Source organism: Tessaracoccus sp. MC1627 (assembly GCF_014164725.1).
GTDB lineage: Bacteria > Actinomycetota > Actinomycetes > Propionibacteriales > Propionibacteriaceae > Arachnia.
This window is the reverse complement of sequence record NZ_JACJGA010000004.1, coordinates 491,431-508,691: the sequence shown is the minus strand read 5'-3', so window position 1 is coordinate 508,691 and position 17,261 is coordinate 491,431. Positions and strand designations below refer to the sequence as shown.

At 68.2% G+C, this 17,261-nt stretch carries 18 protein-coding genes; 13 read left to right on the top strand and 5 right to left on the bottom strand.

Going from position 1 to position 17,261, the window contains the following annotated elements; all coding sequences use genetic code 11:
* Positions 1-127: 127 nt before the first annotated feature.
* The 11 genes from H5399_RS10890 to H5399_RS10840 all read left to right on the top strand — a co-directional run bounded on the left by H5399_RS10890 (position 128) and on the right by H5399_RS10840 (position 10,371).
* On the top strand, positions 128-808 hold the full coding sequence (locus H5399_RS10890) for a metalloregulator ArsR/SmtB family transcription factor (RefSeq protein ID WP_182783047.1): 681 nt from the start codon (positions 128-130) through the stop codon (positions 806-808).
* Positions 809-819: 11 nt separating this feature from the next.
* The gene (sufB, locus tag H5399_RS10885; RefSeq protein WP_182783046.1) at positions 820-2,262 is read left to right on the top strand and encodes a Fe-S cluster assembly protein SufB; all 1,443 of its coding nucleotides are present in this window, start codon (positions 820-822) and stop codon (positions 2,260-2,262) included.
* A gap of 64 nt (positions 2,263-2,326) precedes the next feature.
* On the top strand, positions 2,327-3,505 hold the full coding sequence (gene sufD / locus H5399_RS10880) for a Fe-S cluster assembly protein SufD (RefSeq protein ID WP_182783045.1): 1,179 nt from the start codon (positions 2,327-2,329) through the stop codon (positions 3,503-3,505).
* Complete coding sequence (locus H5399_RS10875; RefSeq protein ID WP_182783044.1) at positions 3,502-3,831, top strand: non-heme iron oxygenase ferredoxin subunit; 330 nt, start codon at positions 3,502-3,504, stop codon at positions 3,829-3,831. The genes sufD and H5399_RS10875 overlap by 4 nt, the downstream gene beginning before the upstream one ends.
* Before the next feature lie 60 nt (positions 3,832-3,891).
* A complete protein-coding gene (gene sufC, locus H5399_RS10870) occupies positions 3,892-4,656 on the top strand; it encodes a Fe-S cluster assembly ATPase SufC (protein ID WP_182783043.1) in 765 nt (254 codons plus the stop codon).
* A gap of 90 nt (positions 4,657-4,746) precedes the next feature.
* Complete coding sequence (locus H5399_RS10865; RefSeq protein WP_182783042.1) at positions 4,747-5,997, top strand: cysteine desulfurase; 1,251 nt, start codon at positions 4,747-4,749, stop codon at positions 5,995-5,997.
* Between the two features lies 1 nt (position 5,998).
* Positions 5,999-6,445, top strand: coding sequence for a Fe-S cluster assembly sulfur transfer protein SufU (sufU, locus tag H5399_RS10860; protein WP_182783041.1), 447 nt, complete (start codon positions 5,999-6,001; stop codon positions 6,443-6,445).
* A gap of 62 nt (positions 6,446-6,507) precedes the next feature.
* Entirely contained in the window at positions 6,508-6,906 is a 399-nt protein-coding gene (locus H5399_RS10855; protein ID WP_182783040.1) for a metal-sulfur cluster assembly factor, read from the top strand.
* Between the two features lie 58 nt (positions 6,907-6,964).
* Positions 6,965-7,792 (top strand): alpha/beta fold hydrolase, encoded by an 828-nt coding sequence (locus tag H5399_RS10850; protein WP_182783039.1) that lies wholly within the window; start codon positions 6,965-6,967, stop codon positions 7,790-7,792.
* Between the two features lie 55 nt (positions 7,793-7,847).
* On the top strand, positions 7,848-8,726 hold the full coding sequence (gene rarD / locus H5399_RS10845; RefSeq protein ID WP_182783038.1) for an EamA family transporter RarD: 879 nt from the start codon (positions 7,848-7,850) through the stop codon (positions 8,724-8,726).
* Between the two features lie 46 nt (positions 8,727-8,772).
* On the top strand, positions 8,773-10,371 hold the full coding sequence (locus H5399_RS10840) for an ABC-F family ATP-binding cassette domain-containing protein (RefSeq protein ID WP_182783037.1): 1,599 nt from the start codon (positions 8,773-8,775) through the stop codon (positions 10,369-10,371).
* A gap of 34 nt (positions 10,372-10,405) precedes the next feature.
* Here H5399_RS10840 and H5399_RS10835 read toward each other — a convergent pair whose 3' ends face one another.
* The 5 genes from H5399_RS10835 to H5399_RS10815 are packed head-to-tail and all read right to left on the bottom strand — an operon-like array spanning position 10,406 to position 15,661.
* Positions 10,406-12,373, bottom strand: coding sequence for an alpha-glucosidase (locus H5399_RS10835; RefSeq protein WP_182783036.1), 1,968 nt, complete (start codon positions 12,371-12,373; stop codon positions 10,406-10,408).
* Positions 12,351-13,715, bottom strand: coding sequence for a glycoside-pentoside-hexuronide (GPH):cation symporter (locus H5399_RS10830; protein ID WP_182783035.1), 1,365 nt, complete (start codon positions 13,713-13,715; stop codon positions 12,351-12,353). Before H5399_RS10830 ends, H5399_RS10835 begins: the two co-directional genes overlap by 23 nt.
* Before the next feature lie 25 nt (positions 13,716-13,740).
* A complete protein-coding gene (locus tag H5399_RS10825) occupies positions 13,741-14,532 on the bottom strand; it encodes a putative RNA methyltransferase (protein ID WP_182783034.1) in 792 nt (263 codons plus the stop codon).
* Entirely contained in the window at positions 14,529-15,344 is an 816-nt protein-coding gene (locus H5399_RS10820) for an SURF1 family protein (RefSeq protein ID WP_182783033.1), read from the bottom strand. Before H5399_RS10820 ends, H5399_RS10825 begins: the two co-directional genes overlap by 4 nt.
* Positions 15,341-15,661, bottom strand: a complete 321-nt coding sequence (locus H5399_RS10815) for a DUF3099 domain-containing protein (RefSeq protein ID WP_182783032.1) — start codon at positions 15,659-15,661, stop codon at positions 15,341-15,343. The genes H5399_RS10820 and H5399_RS10815 overlap by 4 nt, the downstream gene beginning before the upstream one ends.
* Before the next feature lie 67 nt (positions 15,662-15,728).
* Here H5399_RS10815 and H5399_RS10810 point away from each other — a divergent pair, with 67 nt between their 5' ends.
* Together H5399_RS10810 and fabI are read left to right on the top strand one after the other, a co-directional pair.
* The gene (locus H5399_RS10810) at positions 15,729-16,442 is read left to right on the top strand and encodes a beta-ketoacyl-ACP reductase (RefSeq protein ID WP_370585749.1); all 714 of its coding nucleotides are present in this window, start codon (positions 15,729-15,731) and stop codon (positions 16,440-16,442) included.
* A gap of 14 nt (positions 16,443-16,456) precedes the next feature.
* Entirely contained in the window at positions 16,457-17,230 is a 774-nt protein-coding gene (gene fabI / locus H5399_RS10805; RefSeq protein WP_182783031.1) for an enoyl-ACP reductase FabI, read from the top strand.
* Positions 17,231-17,261: the final 31 nt, after the last annotated feature.

Genomic DNA, 17,261 nt, shown 5'->3' with positions numbered 1-17,261 from the left:
CACAGCCGATTGTTTCGCGGTGCGCACCCCCCGGGGGTCTCGCACAGTGGACTTAGGGTGTCCTTGCTTGAAACTTGGAGGAGAATTGGAAAGACTGACGTAGGTTAATTCGAGCGGGAGGAGCGTCATGTCTGTTGAATCCATCGAGACGGTCGATCTTCCCACCCGTCGCCGCGTCGTGGACCTGATCCTCAACGACGGCCCGCAGACTGCCAAGCAGCTGGCGGAGCGCCTGCACCTGACTCCGGCCGCGGTGCGGCGTCACCTGGCGGTGCTCCTCACCAGCGGTGCTCTGACCTCCCATGAGCAGCGGGTGTTCGGCGCACGGGGCCGAGGCCGGCCATCGAAGGTGTTCGTGCTCACCGACGCGGGCCGCGCCGAGTTCCGGCAGGCCTACGACGACCTCGCCATCGCCGCACTCAGGCGGCTCGCAGTCGCCGCGGGTCCCAGCGCCATCCGGGGCATCGCCGAGGACCGTGTCGCCTGCATCGAGGAGCGGTTCCACGCCGCCCGCCAGGCGGACCCGGAGCGACCGGCGGTGGAGATCCTCGTCGAGGCGCTTGCCACGGACGGCTACGCGCCCTCCATCCGGCCGCTCCACAGCGGCGAACAGCTGCTTCAGCACCACTGCCCGATCGCCCACGTGGCGGCCGAGTTCCCGATCCTCTGTGAGATCGAGACCCAGCTCTTCGCCAAGCTGCTCGGCACCCACGTCCAGCGGCTGGCCACCATTGCCCACGGCGACGGGGTGTGCACCACCAACGTGCCCCACCGCCTGCCCACCCCTCAAATCCCGAGAAGAAAGTGACGGCAACTCATATGACTCAGACCGCACCGTTGGCCCCCGGACTGGGGTCCACGCAGGACGAACACATCGAGGCACTGTCCAACTACCAGTGGGGGTGGCACGACAGCGACTCCGCCGGCTCCACGGCCAAGCGCGGCCTCAACGAGGGCGTCGTGACCAACATCTCAGGGCTCAAGAGCGAGCCCGACTGGATGCGCGACCTTCGGCTCAAGGGGCTCAAGCTGTTCGAGAAGAAGCCCATGCCCACCTGGGGCGCGGACCTCAGCGGCATCGACTTCGACAACATCAAGTACTTCGTGCGCTCCACCGAGAAGCAGGCCCAGACCTGGGAGGACCTTCCCGACGAGATCAAGAACACCTATGACCGCCTGGGCATCCCTGAGGCGGAGAAGGCCCGCCTGGTCTCCGGTGTCGCGGCCCAGTACGAGTCCGAGGTGGTCTACCACAAGATCAACGAGGAGCTCGAGCGCCAGGGGGTCATCTTCCTGGACACCGACACCGCGCTGAAGGAGTACCCGGAGATGTTCCAGGAGTACTTCGGCACCGTCATCCCGGTGGGCGACAACAAGTTCGCCTCCCTCAACACGGCGGTGTGGTCCGGCGGCTCGTTCATCTACGTGCCCAAGGGCGTCCACGTCACCATCCCGCTGCAGGCCTACTTCCGGATCAACACCGAGAACATGGGCCAGTTCGAGCGGACCCTGATCATCGTCGACGAGGGCGCCTACGTGCACTACGTCGAGGGCTGCACCGCGCCGATCTACTCCTCCGACTCGCTGCACTCCGCCGTGGTGGAGATCATCGTGAAGAAGAACGCGCGCTGCCGCTACACCACCATCCAGAACTGGTCCACCAACGTGTACAACCTGGTGACCAAGCGCGCCATCTGCGAAGAGGGCGCCACGATGGAGTGGATCGACGGCAACATCGGCTCCAAGGTCACCATGAAGTACCCGGCGGTCTACCTGATGGGTGAGCACTCCCGCGGCGAGACGCTGTCGATCGCCTTCGCAGGCGCCGGGCAGCACCAGGACGCCGGCTCGAAGATGGTCCACTGCGCCCCGCACACGTCGAGCTCGATCATCTCCAAGTCCGTGGCCCGAGGCGGCGGCCGTTCCTCCTACCGAGGGCTAGTCAAGGTGGAGCCGGGCGCTTCACACTCGGCGTCGTCGGTGAAGTGCGACGCGCTGCTGGTGGACAACATCTCGCGCTCGGACACCTACCCCTACGTCGACGTCCGCGAGGACGACGTCTCGATGGCCCACGAAGCCACCGTATCCAAGGTGTCGGAGGATCAGCTGTTCTACCTGATGAGCCGCGGCATGGGCGAGGACGAGGCGATGGCCATGATCGTGCGCGGCTTCGTCGAGCCCATCGCCCGCGAGCTGCCCATGGAGTACGCGCTGGAGCTCAACCGGCTCATCGAACTGCAGATGGAAGGCGCGGTCGGCTGACGCCCGCCCTCAGACCGCACCCCCACCTTTCCAGAAAGTGACTGCTGCATTGACCACTGCAACCATGCCCACCCTCGACGGCGCCGCCAACGTCGCCGGGGCCATCGAGACCATCGAGTCGCACCTCCACCCGGAGCCCAGCTTCGACGTGGCCAAGCACCCCATGCCAACCGGCCGCGAGGAGATCTGGCGCTTCTCACCACTCAAGGCTCTCCGTCCGCTCCTGGCCGAGGGCGACGCGCTGGGCGGCCTCGACTGGGCGGGCGAGGTTCCCGACGGCGTCGAGATGCGCGCAATCCCGGCGGCTGAGGCGCGGGAACGCGCCATTGAGCCCCCCGTCGACCGGATCGCAGCTATCGCGGCGCAGCGCACCGGCGAGGCGGTCTACCTGAACGTGCCCGCCGAGGCCGTCATCGCCGAGCCCATCGTGTTCACCGCCACCGGCAGCGGCGGCCCCGCCGCCGAGTCGTTCATCGCGGACTTCGGGCGGCACTCCCGCGCCACCCTCGTGCTGCACTTCGAGGGCTCCGCCCAGTACGCCGCCAAGTACGACTTCCGCGTCGCAGACGGCGCCGAGATCAACCTCGTCTACGTCAACGACTGGGCCGAGGACACGGTGCACGGCGCCCAGATCTCCGTCCAGGTGGGCCGCGACGCGCACGTCCGCACCATCCACACCTCCCTGGGCGGCAAGGCCATCCGCATCGCGGAGCGCGCCAGCTTCGCCGGCCCGGGCGGCTCCGTGGAGCAGTTCGGCCTGTACTTCGTCAACGGCGGCCAGCACGTCGAGCACCGCATGTTCGTCGACCACAACGAGCCCCACACCAAGAGCAACGTGGACTACCGCGGCGCGCTGCAGGGCAAGGGCGCGCACTCGGTGTGGATCGGCGATGTCCTGATCCGCAAGGTCGCCAAACAGATCGAGACCTACGAGTCCAACAAGAACCTGGTGCTGACCGACGGCTGCCAGGCGGACTCGGTGCCCAACCTCGAGATCGAGACCGGCGAGATCGCCGGCGCCGGCCACTCGTCGACCACGGGTCGCTTCGACGACAATCAGCTGTTCTACCTGATGAGCCGCGGCATCACTGAGGACGAGGCGCGGCGCCTCATCGTGCACGGCTTCTTCAACGACATCATCCGCCGGATCGGTGTTCCCGCCATCGAGCAGCGCCTGCTGGCCCAGGTGGAGCGGGAGCTGGAGCTGGTCCACGGGAGCACCGCGACGAAGGAGCACGAGTGAGCTTCGTCACCGTCGCCCAGGTCGTTCAGCTCGATCAGGCCAAGCCGCTCGCGGTGGACGTCGACGACGAGCTGACCGTGGCCCTCGTCCTCCACGGCACCGAGGTCTACGCCATCGAGGATCAGTGCAGCCACGGCAAGGTCGCGCTCAGCGAGGGCGACGTCGTCGGCGGCACCATCGAGTGCTATCTGCACGGCTCCACGTTCGACCTCGCCACCGGCCGCCCGCTCAACCTGCCCGCCACCGCACCCGTTCGGGTGTTCGCGTGCCGCATCGAGGGAGGCGACGTCCAGATCGACGTCGACGCCCCCGCCACCACCTACTGACGCACGGGGGCGAGCCCCCCGCGGACCCCCAACTCGATTCACTCAGGAGAACCAGCACCCATGTCCACTCTTGTCATCTCCGACCTGCACGTCGACGTCATCACCGAGGAGGGCAACAAGCCCATCCTCAAGGGCGTCAACCTCACCGTGAAGCCGGGCGAGATCCACGCCATCATGGGCCCCAACGGCTCCGGCAAGTCCACGCTGGCCTACGCCATCGCGGGCCACCCCAAGTACGTCATCACGCAGGGTTCCGTCACCCTCGACGGCGTGGAGCTCACCGAGCTGAAGGTTGATGAGCGCGCCCGAGCGGGTCTGTTCCTCGCCATGCAGTACCCCGTCGAGGTGCCCGGCGTCTCCGTCGCCAACTTCCTCCGCACGGCCAAGACCGCGCTCGACGGCGCCGCGCCGAAGGTCCGCACCTGGGTCAAGGAGGTCGAGGCCGCGCTCGGCCGGATGCAGCTCGACAAGACGTTCTCGGCGCGTTCCGTGAACGAGGGCTTCTCCGGCGGCGAGAAGAAGCGCCACGAGATCACCCAGCTGGAGCTGCTCAACCCGAAGGCCGCGATCCTCGACGAGACCGACTCCGGCCTCGACATCGACGCGCTGAAGATCGTCGCCGAGGGCGTCAACCGCTACTCCGAGCAGGGTGACCGCGCGGTGATCCTCATCACGCACTACACCCGCATCCTGCGCTACATCGAGCCCACGTTCGTGCACGTGTTCGTCGACGGCCGCATCGTCGCCGAGGGCGGCAAGGAGCTGGCCGATGACCTCGAGGCCACCGGCTATGAGGCCTACGTGAAGGCGTCCGCGAACGCATGATGACGCCCCCGCGCAGGTTGAGCCAGCCGCGGCGCGTAGCGCCCGCTGCTGCGTCGAAACCCACGTCCCCCGCTGGAGAGCTGATCGCTGATGACTGACGCCCTGGACGTCGAGGAGATCCGCGCGGACTTCCCGATCCTGCAGCGCGGGGTGGGGGAGTGGCCGCTGGTCTACCTCGACTCGGCCAACACGTCCCAGAAGCCGCGGCAGGTGGTGGACGCGATCGCCGAGCACTACCTGCAGCACAACGCGAACGTTGCCCGCGCCATGCACCTTCTCGGCGCTGAGGCGACGGAGGCGTTCGAGGGTGCCCGGTCCAAGGTCGCGGGGTTCATCGGGGCGGGGCGGACCGAGGAAATCGTCTTCACGAAGAACGCCTCGGAGGCCCTCAACCTGGCCGCGCACACATTGGGATCCCGGCTGAAGCCGGGCGACGAGGTGGTCGTCTCCGTGATGGAGCACCACTCCAACATCGTGCCGTGGCAGCTCGCCTGCCAGCGTTCCGGTGCCACTCTGCGGTGGTTCGACGTCACCGACGAGGGCCGCCTCGACCGCGAGGCCGCCGAACGGGACGGGCTCATCAACGAGCGCACGAAGGTGGTGTCTCTGACGTGGGTGTCCAACGTGCTCGGCACCCGCAACCCGATCGCGCAGATCGCGGCCCAGGCCCACGCCGTCGGCGCCGTCATGGTGGTGGACGCCTCCCAGGGCGTCCCGCACCAGGCCACCGACGTCGCGGCACTGGGGGCAGATCTGGTGGCGTTCACAGGACACAAGTTGTGCGGGCCCACCGGCATCGGTGTCCTCTGGGGCCGCTACGACCTCCTCGCCGACCTGCCCCCCTACATGGGTGGCGGCGAGATGATCGAGGTCGTCGAGATGAGCCACTCCACCTACGCCCCGCCGCCGCACCGCTTCGAGGCCGGCACCCCGCCGATCGCCCAGGCCGTGGGGCTCGGCGCCGCCGTCGACTACCTCATGGGCGTCGGCATGGAGCGGGTTGCCGCGCATGAGCAGCAGCTCACCGAGTACGCCCTGGCGAAGCTGACCAGCATCGACGGCCTCGTGCTGCTCGGTCCGGGCGAGGCGGTGGACCGCGGCAGCGCCGTGTCGTTCAACATCGCCGGGGTGCACCCCCACGACGTGATGCAGGTCCTGGACTCCCGCGGGGTCGCGATCCGCGGCGGCCATCACTGCGCGCGCCCCCTTCACAAGCGGCTCGGCCACCAGAGTTCAACGCGGGCGTCGTCGTACCTCTACACCACACCCGCCGAGATCGACGCGCTGGCCGACGCCCTGGTGTTCACCCGCAACTACTTCGCGCCACGATTCGGAGGCTGACGTGAACATCGACGAGCTGTACCAGACGATCATCCTCGACCACTACCGCGAGAAGCATCACTCAGGGCTGCGCGAGCCGTACGAGGTGGAGGTGCACCACGTGAACCCGTCGTGCGGCGACGAGCTCACCCTGCGTGTGCACGTCGACGGCGACACGATCACCGACATCTCCTACCACGCCGAAGGCTGCTCGATCTCGCAGGCCTCCACCTCGGTGATGACGGACCTGCTGATCGGCAAGCCCGCCAGTCACGCCCTGGACCTGCACGACAAGTTCCTGGAGATGATGCAGAGTCAAGGCCGCATCGAGCCCGACGAAGACATCTTCGAAGACGCCATCGCGTTCGCCGGAGTCTCCAAGTTCCCCGCACGCGTCAAGTGCGCGCTCCTCGGCTGGTCCGCGGTCCGGGACGCCACCCTGCAAGCCACCGCCCACCCCGCTGGTTGAGCCGACGATCCGGCTCGAGCCCGGATCATCGTGTCGAAACCCCCTCGACCTCAAGGAGAACCATGTACACCCCAGAACAGCGGCCCAGCGATCTGGTCAAGGACCAGCTCCCCGACGTGGACCTGTCCCAGCCCGCAGCCCCGGCGTCAGCCGCGGCCACGGAGGATGAGGTCCTCGAGGCGATGAAGGACGTCGTCGACCCCGAGCTGATGGTCAACGTCGTCGACCTGGGCCTCGTCTACGGCGTCCAGGTCGACGAGTACGGCAACGCGACGATCGACATGACGCTCACCTCACCCACCTGCCCCCTCACCGACAAGATCGAGTACGACACCAAGTACGTGCTCGATGGCCTCGTGTCGTCGGTGACCATCAACTGGGTGTGGCTGCCGCCGTGGTCGCTCGAGGCGATCACCGAGGACGGCCGCGAGCAGCTGCGCGCAATCGGCTACAACCTCTGACGGCGGGCCTCCCGCGGGCTAGCCTCAGATCAAGGATCACTGAGACCAGGAGGCGACGATGCCCACGTTCACGACCGCAGATGACGTGACGCTCCACTACACCGACACGGGCGGCCGGGGCCGACCCCTGGTCCTCGTCCACGGCTGGCCCCTCTCGGGGGAGGCGTTCGCACGCAACCTCCCGGCCTTCGTCGAGGCCGGTCACCGCGTGATCACCTACGACAGGCGGGGGTTCGGACAGTCCGACAAGCCCGCCGGCGACGTCGACTACGACGTCCTCGCCGACGACCTCGAGGCGCTCATCCAGGACCTGGACCTGCAGGGCGCCGTCCTCCTCGGCTTCTCCATGGGTGGCGGCGAGGTGGCGCGCTACTTCAGCAGGCACGGCTCCGAGCGCATCGCCGCCGCGATCTTCTCCGGCTCCATCACACCCGCGCTGTGCATCTCCGACGACAACCCGGACGGCGCTATGCCCATGGACGGCTTCCAGGGGATGTCCGACCAGTGCGCAACGGACCGCGACGGTTTCCTCGACCAGTTCATCACCTGGTTCTACAGCACCGCCGACGGCGGCCTCCAGGTCGATGAGGACACCCGTCAGGCGGCACTGAAGATAGCCCACCAGTCCAGCCCCCATGCCGCGGCGCAGACGATCCTGATCTGGGCAACCGACCTGCGGGACGACTGCCGCGCCATCGACGTGCCAACGCTCGTCATCCACGGCGACGGAGACATCAACGTTCCCATCGACAAGTCGAGCCGTCGGATGGCCGAGTTCGTGCCGGACTCCGAGCTCGTGGTCATCCACGGCGGCCCACACGGCGTCAACGACTCGCACGCCGAGCACTGGGAGCGGGAGATCATCGGGTTCATCGGGATGCTCTAGCCGCCAGGCGTCGACTGCCGGGGTCCGGCCGGGCAGCCCGCGATAGGCTCAGCCGGTGCGCGACAACAGGGCCGGACTGGGCTACGGGCTGGCGGCCTACATCCTGTGGGGCCTGTTTCCGCTGTACTTCCAGTTCTTCGGCCGCTCCGGCGCGCTCGAGGTGGTGGCGCACCGGGCGCTGTGGTCGCTGGGGTTCTGCCTGCTCCTCATCGCGCTGCTGCGGCAGTGGGGGCTGCTGCGCGCCGCGCTGGCGGACAGGCGCACGGTCGCGGCGCTCGCCCTGGCGGGCGGCCTCATCGTCGTCAACTGGACCACCTACGTCTTCGCGGTCATGACTGAGCGGACCCTGGAGACGGCTCTCGGCTACTTCATCAACCCACTCGCGGTGGCGGGGCTCGGCATCCTCGTGTTGGGGGAACGGCTGCGACGCCTTCAGTGGGTGGCCATGGCGTTCGGGGTGGCCTCCGTCGCAGTGATGGTGGTGGGGTACGGGCAGGTTCCCTGGATCGCCCTGACTCTCGCGGGCTCGTTCGGGCTCTATTCGCTGGTGAAGAAGCTCGCAGGACGCTCTGTGGGTGCCCTGCCGGGCCTGGCGATCGAGACCGCCGCCGTCGCCCCGGTGGCAGCGGCCTACCTGACCTACCTCGCGGCGACCGGGGGATCGACCGCGACCGGTGGCTACGGAGCGCTGCTCGCCACCACCGGCATCGTCACGGCGATCCCGCTGCTGCTGTTCGCCGCCGCGGCCCGGCGCATCTCCATGATCACCATCGCGATCCTGCAGTACCTGGCCCCCATCGGGCAGTTCCTGGTGGGCTGGCTCGCCTTCGACGAACCGATGCCGGCCGCGCGCTGGGCCGGCTTCACCCTGGTGTGGGCGGCGGTGGCGTTGTTCATCGCCGATGCGCTCCTGGCCAGCCGTAGGCGCCGCTGACCATCCTCGGTTTGCCCTGCGCGCGCCTGGCAGGGAGACTGTCAAGGTGCTACAGGTCAAGGACATCGAGGTGCGCGCGGGCGCCAGGCTGCTGCTGTCGCCGGTGTCCTTCCAGGTGATCGGGGGAGACCGGATCGGCCTGGTGGGCCGCAACGGCGCCGGGAAGACCACCCTCACCCGCATCCTGGCCGGCGAGTCGCTGCCGGCCGCGGGCACCGTGACGCGCGCCGGTCAGCTGGGTTACCTGCCGCAGGACCCGCGGTCCGGGGACCCGGAACAGATCGCCCGCGACCGTATTCTGGGCGCCCGCGGGCTGGACCAGGTGATCCAGCGGATGCGCCGCGCCGAGGAGGGCATGGGCAGCCACAGCGATTCGGTGCGTGAGGATGCCATGGCGGCCTATTCGCGCGCCGAGGCCGACCTGGTGGCGGCGGGCGGCTACGCCGCGGAGGCCGATGCGGCGCGCATCGCGGCCAACCTGGGCCTGGCGGACCGGGTGCTGGGCCAGCCGTTGAAGACACTCTCCGGGGGCCAGCGACGCCGCATCGAGTTGGCGCGGATCCTCTTCTCGGACGCCGAGACGCTGCTCCTCGACGAGCCCACCAACCACCTCGACGCGGATTCCGTGGTCTGGTTGCGCAGCTACCTTCAGGCCTTCCCCGGCGGCCTGATCGTGATCTCCCACGACACCGAACTGCTGAACGCGGTGGTCAACAAGGTGTACCACCTCGACGCCAACCGTGCTGAACTGGACATCTACTCCATGAACTGGAAGCGGTACCTCCTCCAGCGCGAGACCGACGAGAAGCGACGCAAGCGTGAGCTCGCCAACGCCGAGCGCAAGGCCTCCCAGCTGATGCTGCAGGCGGACAAGATGCGCGCCAAGGCCACCAAGGCCGTCGCCGCGCAGAACATGGCCAAGCGCGCCGAGAAGCTCATGGCGGGCGTCGAGGGTGAGCGTCGGGTCGACGCCGTCGCCAAGATCCGCTTCCCGGAGCCCGCCCCGTGCGGCAAGACCCCGCTCCGCGGCCATGACCTCAGTAAGTCCTACGGATCCCTGGAGGTGTTCACCGCCGTCGATCTGGCCATCGACAAGGGATCCAAGGTGGTGATCCTCGGCCTCAACGGCGCAGGAAAGACCACCATGCTGCGCCTTCTGGCCAAGATGGAGGACCCGTCCGCCGGGCGGGTCGAGCTGGGGCACGGCGCGAAGCTCGGCTACTACGCGCAGGAGCACGAGACCCTGGACGTGAAGCGCAGCGTGTTGGACAACATGAAGTCCGCCTCGCCCAACCTCAACGACACCGAGGTGCGCAAGGTCCTCGGCTCGTTCCTGTTCACCGGGGACGACGTGCAGAAGCCCGCGGGCGTGCTCTCCGGCGGCGAGAAGACGCGCCTGGCGCTCGCGATGCTGGTGGTGTCGGCCGCCAACGTCCTGCTGCTCGACGAGCCCACGAACAACCTGGACCCGGCCTCCCGCGGCGAGGTGCTCAACGCGATCCGCACCTACGCGGGTGCCGTGATCCTGGTCACCCACGATCCGGGAGCGGTCGAGGCACTGGAGCCGGACCGGGTGCTGGTGATGCCCGACGGCGTCGAAGACCTCTGGAGCGACGAGTACGCCGAGCTGATCGACCTGGCCTAGCGAGGTCTAGCGGTACGCCCCGGAGGAGCGCCGCTCAGAACACGCGGCTGACGGTCGCCTCCCACGGCTCCATCACGGGGCGGCGGGGGCCCCCCATCACCGGCACGATCGTCCCGCCCACATGCGGCCGCGGTCGCTGCTTGGCCGAGGTGTTGCATTCGATCAGGAACACCTCACCGGCCAGCTTGCGGTAGTAGGCGAAGTAGAACTTGTGGTGCGGGTGCACCCACTTCAACGCCCCGATGGTCAGGGCGCGGTGGTTCCGCCGCAGCCGGATGAGCGCCTTGTGCCACGAGAACACCGAGTCGGGGTCCGCAACCTGCTCCTCGGCGGAGAACCCCGGCTCGGTGTCGGTGCCCATCAGCCACGCGGTGCCCTCGGTGAAGCCGCCGTCGGGACTCCACCGGATCGGCACCCGGGAGTGGTCCCGCGACCCTGCCAGGATCTGTGCCCATGCCGTCTCGGGCGCCATCCCACCGTCGATGAGCGCCTGGTGGCGGTTGATCGACTCCACGTCGCGGAGCTCCTCGACGCCTGCGAACGACTGGTTGATGGCCGCCAACTCCTGCCCCTGGAACAGGAACGGGGTGCCGCGCATGGTGAGCTGGATGGTCGCCAGCATCTTGCCGATCGCGCTGCGCACCGCCGGGTCCTTCTCCAGGCCCATGCCGAACTTGCTGAGCATCCTGGGATTGTCGTGGTTGTCCAGGAACACCGCGATCCAGTCGCTGGGCGCCAGGTGCGAGTCGTAGGCGCGGTAGAACCGTTTGAGGTAGTAGAGCTGGTACCTGTAGGAGTCCCACCGCACGTGGCCCGGGTTGTCGAGCACGTCGAAGTTGAAGATCAGATCCAGTTCCCCGCGACCGTATCCGCTCAACAGTCGCCCCAGCTCCATGCCGATGCCGGGGGTCTCTCCCACCATCACCCCGATCATGTCCGGGGGGAGTGGCTCGTCGAGGGTGCCGTCGGGCCGGCGTCGACGGGGGCTCGAGACGGGCTGCTCGCGGCGCGTGAACCCGTCGCGACGCAGGCCGCGCAGGAACTCGTGCAGCCGCGGGCCGTAAAAGTAGTGCTCCACACCGACGAACTCCAACAGCTTGCCGATGAATGGGTGCCCGTCCGGCAGACCGGGCTTCTTCGAGATGTAGTTGATGACGTCCAGCCGGAAGCCGTCGATGCCGCGCTGCATCCAGTACCGGACGATGTCGGCCACCTCGTCGCGCACGTCCTCGTTGTCCCAGTTGAGGTCCACCTGCCCGTCGGCGAAGAGGTGCAGCACCCACCGCTCAGCCTCCGGCACCCACGACCAGGCGGAGCCCGAGAAGAAGGAGGTCCAGTTGTTGGGTGGGGTGTCCGGGTCCCCCTCCACCATGAAGTAGTAGCCGCCGTACCGGCCGGTGGGATCCGCCACCGCCTTCCGGAACCACTCGTGCTCCGCCGAGGTGTGGTTCACGACGAGGTCGAGGATGAGCCGCATGCCGCGTTCGTGACAGGCGGCGATCAGCTGGTCGACGTCCTCCAGGGTGCCCATCTCGTCGTTGATGTCGCGGTAGTCGCTGACGTCGTAGCCCATGTCCTCGTTGGGGGACTTGAAGATAGGGGAGAGCCAGACGCAGTCCACCCCCAGTTCCTGGAGGTAGTCCAGCTTCCCGATCACGCCCTGGATGTCGCCCACGCCGTCGCCCGAGGCGTCAGCGAAGGAGCGCGGATAGACCTGGTAGAACACGGCCTCGCGCCACCAGGGAGTGGGGTGCGGGGCGCGGCCATCCAGGGGGCGGTCGCGTTCCGAATTGACCAGGTCCAGGATCACGTCCAACATCCCGGGGCCGGTGAGGGGCTGCAGGAGCCGCTCGATCCACTTCAGCTGCATCCACTCCACGGTGTAGACGAGACGGCGGGGCAGCGCGGTCTGCAGCAGCAGCTTGTCGATGACGTCGCGTCCGACGGGATGCTTGTACAGCTGGCGGACGGTGTGGCTCTTAGTCAACAGCTTGTTCGGCACGTGCGTTCCTCTCGGCCAGGTCCTTGACGACGGTGGCGTAAAATTCCTCGTTCAGCTTGTACCGTGCGCGGAGCACAAGGTAGCTGACGAGGACGAGCGCCAGGGGGAGGCCCAGCATGGACATGCGCAGGATGCCGAGCCCTTCCTCGGTGACGTCATCTGGGGTTGTCGCCACGTCGATGCCGGACCAGATCAGCGTCACGCCCACCACGCCGCTGGCGATGGCGTTGCTGAGCTTGTAGATGAAGGGCTGCAGCGAGAAGGTGACGGACTCGTTGCGACGGCCCAGCTTCCACTCGCCGTACTCGACCGAGTCCGCGATGAACATCACCATCAGCAGCTGGATGGCTCCTTGCCCCGCAAACAGCAGCACCCCCGCGACACCCACCACCAGGAGGGATCTGCCGGACACCAGGAACACGAGGTAGCCCGCGGCGCACAGCGCCGTGGCGAGCAGGTGGATCTGCGACCGAGTCAGCACCTTGGACGCCAGGGGGAACAGGGCAAGGGCCGCAATCTGGGAGATGCCCAGGATGGCGGCGAAGATCGCGTAGGCGCCCTCATCGAGGAAGTAGTACTTGAAGTAGTACAGCCCGAACGACGCGGTGGTGAGGTAGCCGGCCATGAACGCCACCATCGCCAACGTCACCCACAGGAGCTGGTCGTTGCGGGCGATCACGGAGAACAGCTCGCGCAGCGGCGTGGTCTCCCGGTGGCCCGCCACACGTTCTCGCGTGAATACCAGGGTCACGGACTGGAACAGCAACATGAGAACCACCAGCCCGGCCGCAAGCACGAACCACGCCGTCCGGGCATCGCCGAAGACGCCCGTCAGCCACGCCGTGATCGGCACCAGCGCCACCACGATCGCGAAGAGGCCGATGTTGGCGCAGATGCGGGCCACCACCCCGATCTTCTCTCGCTCCTTCTGATCCTGCGTCAGAGACGGCAGCATCGACCAGTAGGAGATGTCGTTGATGGTGTAGGCCACCTCGTAGACGAGGTAGACCGCGGTGAACAGCACCACGTAGCCCCACCCGTCGACGCCCAGGTCCGCGAACATCAGCAGACTTGCCGCCCCCCACAGCACCGCACCCACGAGGATCCACGGCTTGAACTTCCCCCACCGGCTGCGTGTGTTGTCCACCACCACCCCCATGACGGGATCATTGACGGCGTCGAAGACGCGCATCGCCACCAGGATGGCGGTGACGGCGGCGAGTTGCGCGCCAGAGACGTCCAGCACGTCGGTGAGGTAGAACATGAGGTACAGCGACACCAGCGCCGCAAGCATGTCGCGGCCGAGAGTGCCGAGCCCGAAACCCCAGCGTGTCGCGGTCATGGGCCCACCCTAGGGCCAACTCAGATCACGAAGGGTGCGTCAGAGTCAGGATGCTCACTGCGAGGGTGGTCGACGCCGCGACGGTGACGCCGTGTCGGCCGTGGAACGCATTAGGGCCCATCGCGATGAGGTCCGCCACCTCCTCGGGCGCCAGGTGGAGTGGCTGGACGAGGGTGTCGAGAGCCTCCAGGCTCCAGCCGGGCAGCGAGGCCAGGACGGCGTCGGCCTTGTCGTCGGCCACCCCGAGCAGGCCGTACTCTGCGCGCACCTCGCCGAGGTGGGCGGGAGTCGGCACAGCCACGACGAGCCGGCCGCCGGGGGCGAGGACACGGGTGAACTCGGCCGGGTTGCGAGGGGCGAACACGCAGAGGAGGGTGTCGACCGCGCCGTCGCGGAGGGGGAGACCCGCCCAGGTGTCGGCCACGATCGACGACGCCCGGGGGTGCGCCTTGGCGGCGCGTCGGGCGGCCGCCGCGGAGACGTCGGTGGCCAGGCCCTCAGCGGAAGGGTTCGCGTCCAGCGCCCGGCTGAGGTAGTAGCCGGTCCCGGCGCCCACCTCTGCGATGCGGGCTGCGCCCGAGACTTGGGCTGCCACCGCCTCCGCCAGCGGGGCGTAGTGGCCGGCGCCGAGAAACCGTGCTCGCGCCTCCAGCATGGACGGGGTGTCGGCGTTGCGCGGCGCGGCGCGGCCCAGCAGGTTGACGTAGCCCTGGCGTGCAATGTCGAAGGAATGCCCGGCCTGGCAGCGGAGGGTCTGGTCGGTGCGAGCCAACGGGAGCACGCAATGTGGGCAGCGCAGCCAGTCGAGACCGCTCACTGAGGGGGCGTCTCCTGCCCCTGAGGGGCCGCTGTCGCGGGAGGCGCGTGCTGCGACTCGAGAGGTTGCGTCGCTGTCTGCTGCGGCGTCTGTCCGCGTGCCTCCCTGCGGTCGCGGAGGTCCGCCCGCACCAGCACCACCATCCCGACCACCCCGATCAGCGTGAACGCGAACCACTGCAGCGCATAGCTCAGATGCGGTCCCTCATCCAGGTCCGGTTCACCCAGAGGCCGCAGGACGTCCGTCTCGGGCGGAGTGGACTCGAGCAGGGCCACGTAGCCGTTGACCACGTCCCTCCCGAGCGCCGTGCCGAGTGCCTCAGAGCTGATCAGCCGGATCTGGTTCTCGTGCGGGGTCATCGCACCCTCGTCGCCCCGGTCGTTGCGGCGCACGAAGCCGGTGACGGTGACCTCACCCTCGGGCGGGGCAGGCAGCGCCCCGTCCGGATACCCGGGCTGCCGCACCAGGAAGCCGCGGTTGATCAGCAGGGACTCGCCCTGGGTGGTGTCCAGCACCGCGACAGCCTCGCTGCCGTAGGCGCCGTCGAGCGAGCGGTAGCGCACCTGGAACTGCTCGCCCGTGTAGGTGCCGGTGGCCGTGACCCGGTACCACTGGTCCGCGTCGTCGATGGCGCCGGTCATCACTTCGTCGTAGGACACCACAGGTAGCGCACGATGGGCCTCGACGACGGCGTTGTTCTCGCGTCGCTCGTCGAGCCGCCGCAGCTGCCACTGTCCGAGCATGACGAACACGGTGGCCAGCACCGCGGCGAAGACGCCCATGGCGATCCACCGCTTGACCTGCCTGCTCAATGATCCTCCTCGACGGTGCCCGGCACCACGTCCCCGCCCGTGATGGCGCCCCGGACCTCACCCCTGTCGTCGTCTGCCGCCACCACCGGAGGGGGGCGATGATCCGCGCTGTTGGCGAACAGCACCGCGAAGGCAGGTAGGAGGGCGGCCGCGCCCAGCGCCACCACCTTCCACCAGCCCGGCACCACCAGAAACAACAGGAAGCAGGCGGTGCGCACCGCCATGGTGATGAGATAACGCCGCTGGCGTTCCTCCAGCTCAAGGGTGCGTCCGCGACCGGCGCTGGTGATCAGCGTCGAGTCGTCTCCCTTGGCCATGCCCGCCAGCATAGTCCGGGCCGCGGGAGACCCCCTCGAACCGGGGGGCGTGCGGTAGGTTGCTCCCGTGGTTTCAGAATCTAGAGTGGTCCTCGTCACCGGCGGATCCAAGGGCATCGGGCGCGCGATGGCGGAGGCGTTCCGCGACGCCGGGTACCGTGTCGCCGCCACCTACCGCTCAGGCGGCGTACCGGAAGGCGTCCTCGGCGTCCCGTGCGACATCACGGATCAGGGACAGGTGGACCAGGCGTTCACCACCGTCGAGGCCGAACTCGGCCCGGTGGAGATCCTGGTGGCCAACGCAGGGGTGACCAAGGACACCTTGCTCATGCGCATGTCGGACGAGGATTGGCAGTCGGTCATCGACACCAACCTCACCGGCACCTTCCGTGTGGTGCGCCGCGCCAGCCGCCCCATGATGCGGTCCCGCTTCGGCCGGATCATCCTCATCTCGTCCGTGGTGGGCCTTCTCGGTTCGCCAGGGCAGATCAATTACTCCTCGTCGAAGGCGGCTCTCGTCGGGATGGCCCGCAGCCTGACCCGGGAGATCGGGTCCCGCAACGTGACCACCAACGTGATCGCGCCGGGGTTCATCGAGACCGACATGACCGCCGTCCTGCCCGAGGGCACCATCGCGGATTACACCAAGCGGATCCCCGCGGGTCGCCTCGGCAGCGTCGACGACGTGGCCCAGGCCGCTCTTTTCCTGGCCGGCGAGCACGCCGGCTACATCTCCGGCGCCGTCATCCCCGTTGACGGCGGCCTCGGCATGGGTCACTGAGAAAGGACCTGACGATGGGTCTCCTTGAAGGCAAGAACATCCTGGTCACCGGCGTGACCATGCGGACCTCGATCGCGTACGCGGTCGCAGAGATCGCGCAGCGCGAGGGCGCCACGATCGTGGTCTCGGCGGCCGGTCGCGCCATCGGCCCGGCCCAGCGGGCCATCTCCAAGCTGGACCCGGTGCCGCCGCTGATTGAGCTGGACGTCACGGACCCCGAGCACCTCGCTGCGCTTCCGGGCGTGTTGGCCGAGCACTTCGACGGCGGCCTGGACGGCATCGTGCACTCGATCGCCTACGCCCACCCGGAGAAAGCCCTGGGGGGCGCGTTTCTCACCACGGACTGGGAGACGGTCGGAGCCGCCCTGCACATCTCCGCATACTCGCTGCAGTCGCTGACCATGGCCTGCAAGCCGCTGCTCAACCGCGGCGCCAGCGTGGTGGGCCTCACCTTCGACGCCCGGATCAGCTGGCCCACCTACGACTGGATGGGCGTGGCCAAGGCGGCGCTGGAGTCCACCTCGCGTTACCTGGCCCGGTACCTCGGCCCGGACGGCATCCGCTGCAACCTGGTGGCCGCAGGCCCCCTGGACACCGTGGCGAAGAAGGCCATCCCGGGAGCATCGTCCTTCAACGACACCTGGTCGACGCGCTCCCCCCTGCCCTGGGACACCTCGGACGCCGTCCCCTCCGCGAAGGCCGTCGTGGCGCTGCTGAGCGACTGGTTCCCCGCCACCACAGGCGAGATGATCCACGTCGACGGCGGGCTGCACTCCACCGGAGCCTGAGCGGTCGCGGGGAGGCCCGACAGCACGTGGT

Bases quoted from the DNA above. Each gene is read 5' to 3' on its own strand.
- H5399_RS10815 (WP_182783032.1), bottom strand. From the start codon at position 15,661: ATGGCCAAGGGAGACGACTCGACGCTGATCACCAGCGCCGGTCGCGGA.
- sufD (WP_182783045.1), top strand. From the start codon at position 2,327: ATGCCCACCCTCGACGGCGCCGCCAACGTCGCCGGGGCCATCGAGACC.
- H5399_RS10865 (WP_182783042.1), top strand. From the start codon at position 4,747: ATGACTGACGCCCTGGACGTCGAGGAGATCCGCGCGGACTTCCCGATC.
- H5399_RS10890 (WP_182783047.1), top strand. From the start codon at position 128: ATGTCTGTTGAATCCATCGAGACGGTCGATCTTCCCACCCGTCGCCGC.
- H5399_RS10830 (WP_182783035.1), bottom strand. From the start codon at position 13,715: ATGACCGCGACACGCTGGGGTTTCGGGCTCGGCACTCTCGGCCGCGAC.
- fabI (WP_182783031.1), top strand. From the start codon at position 16,457: ATGGGTCTCCTTGAAGGCAAGAACATCCTGGTCACCGGCGTGACCATG.
- sufB (WP_182783046.1), top strand. From the start codon at position 820: ATGACTCAGACCGCACCGTTGGCCCCCGGACTGGGGTCCACGCAGGAC.
- H5399_RS10850 (WP_182783039.1), top strand. From the start codon at position 6,965: ATGCCCACGTTCACGACCGCAGATGACGTGACGCTCCACTACACCGAC.
- H5399_RS10855 (WP_182783040.1), top strand. From the start codon at position 6,508: ATGTACACCCCAGAACAGCGGCCCAGCGATCTGGTCAAGGACCAGCTC.
- sufC (WP_182783043.1), top strand. From the start codon at position 3,892: ATGTCCACTCTTGTCATCTCCGACCTGCACGTCGACGTCATCACCGAG.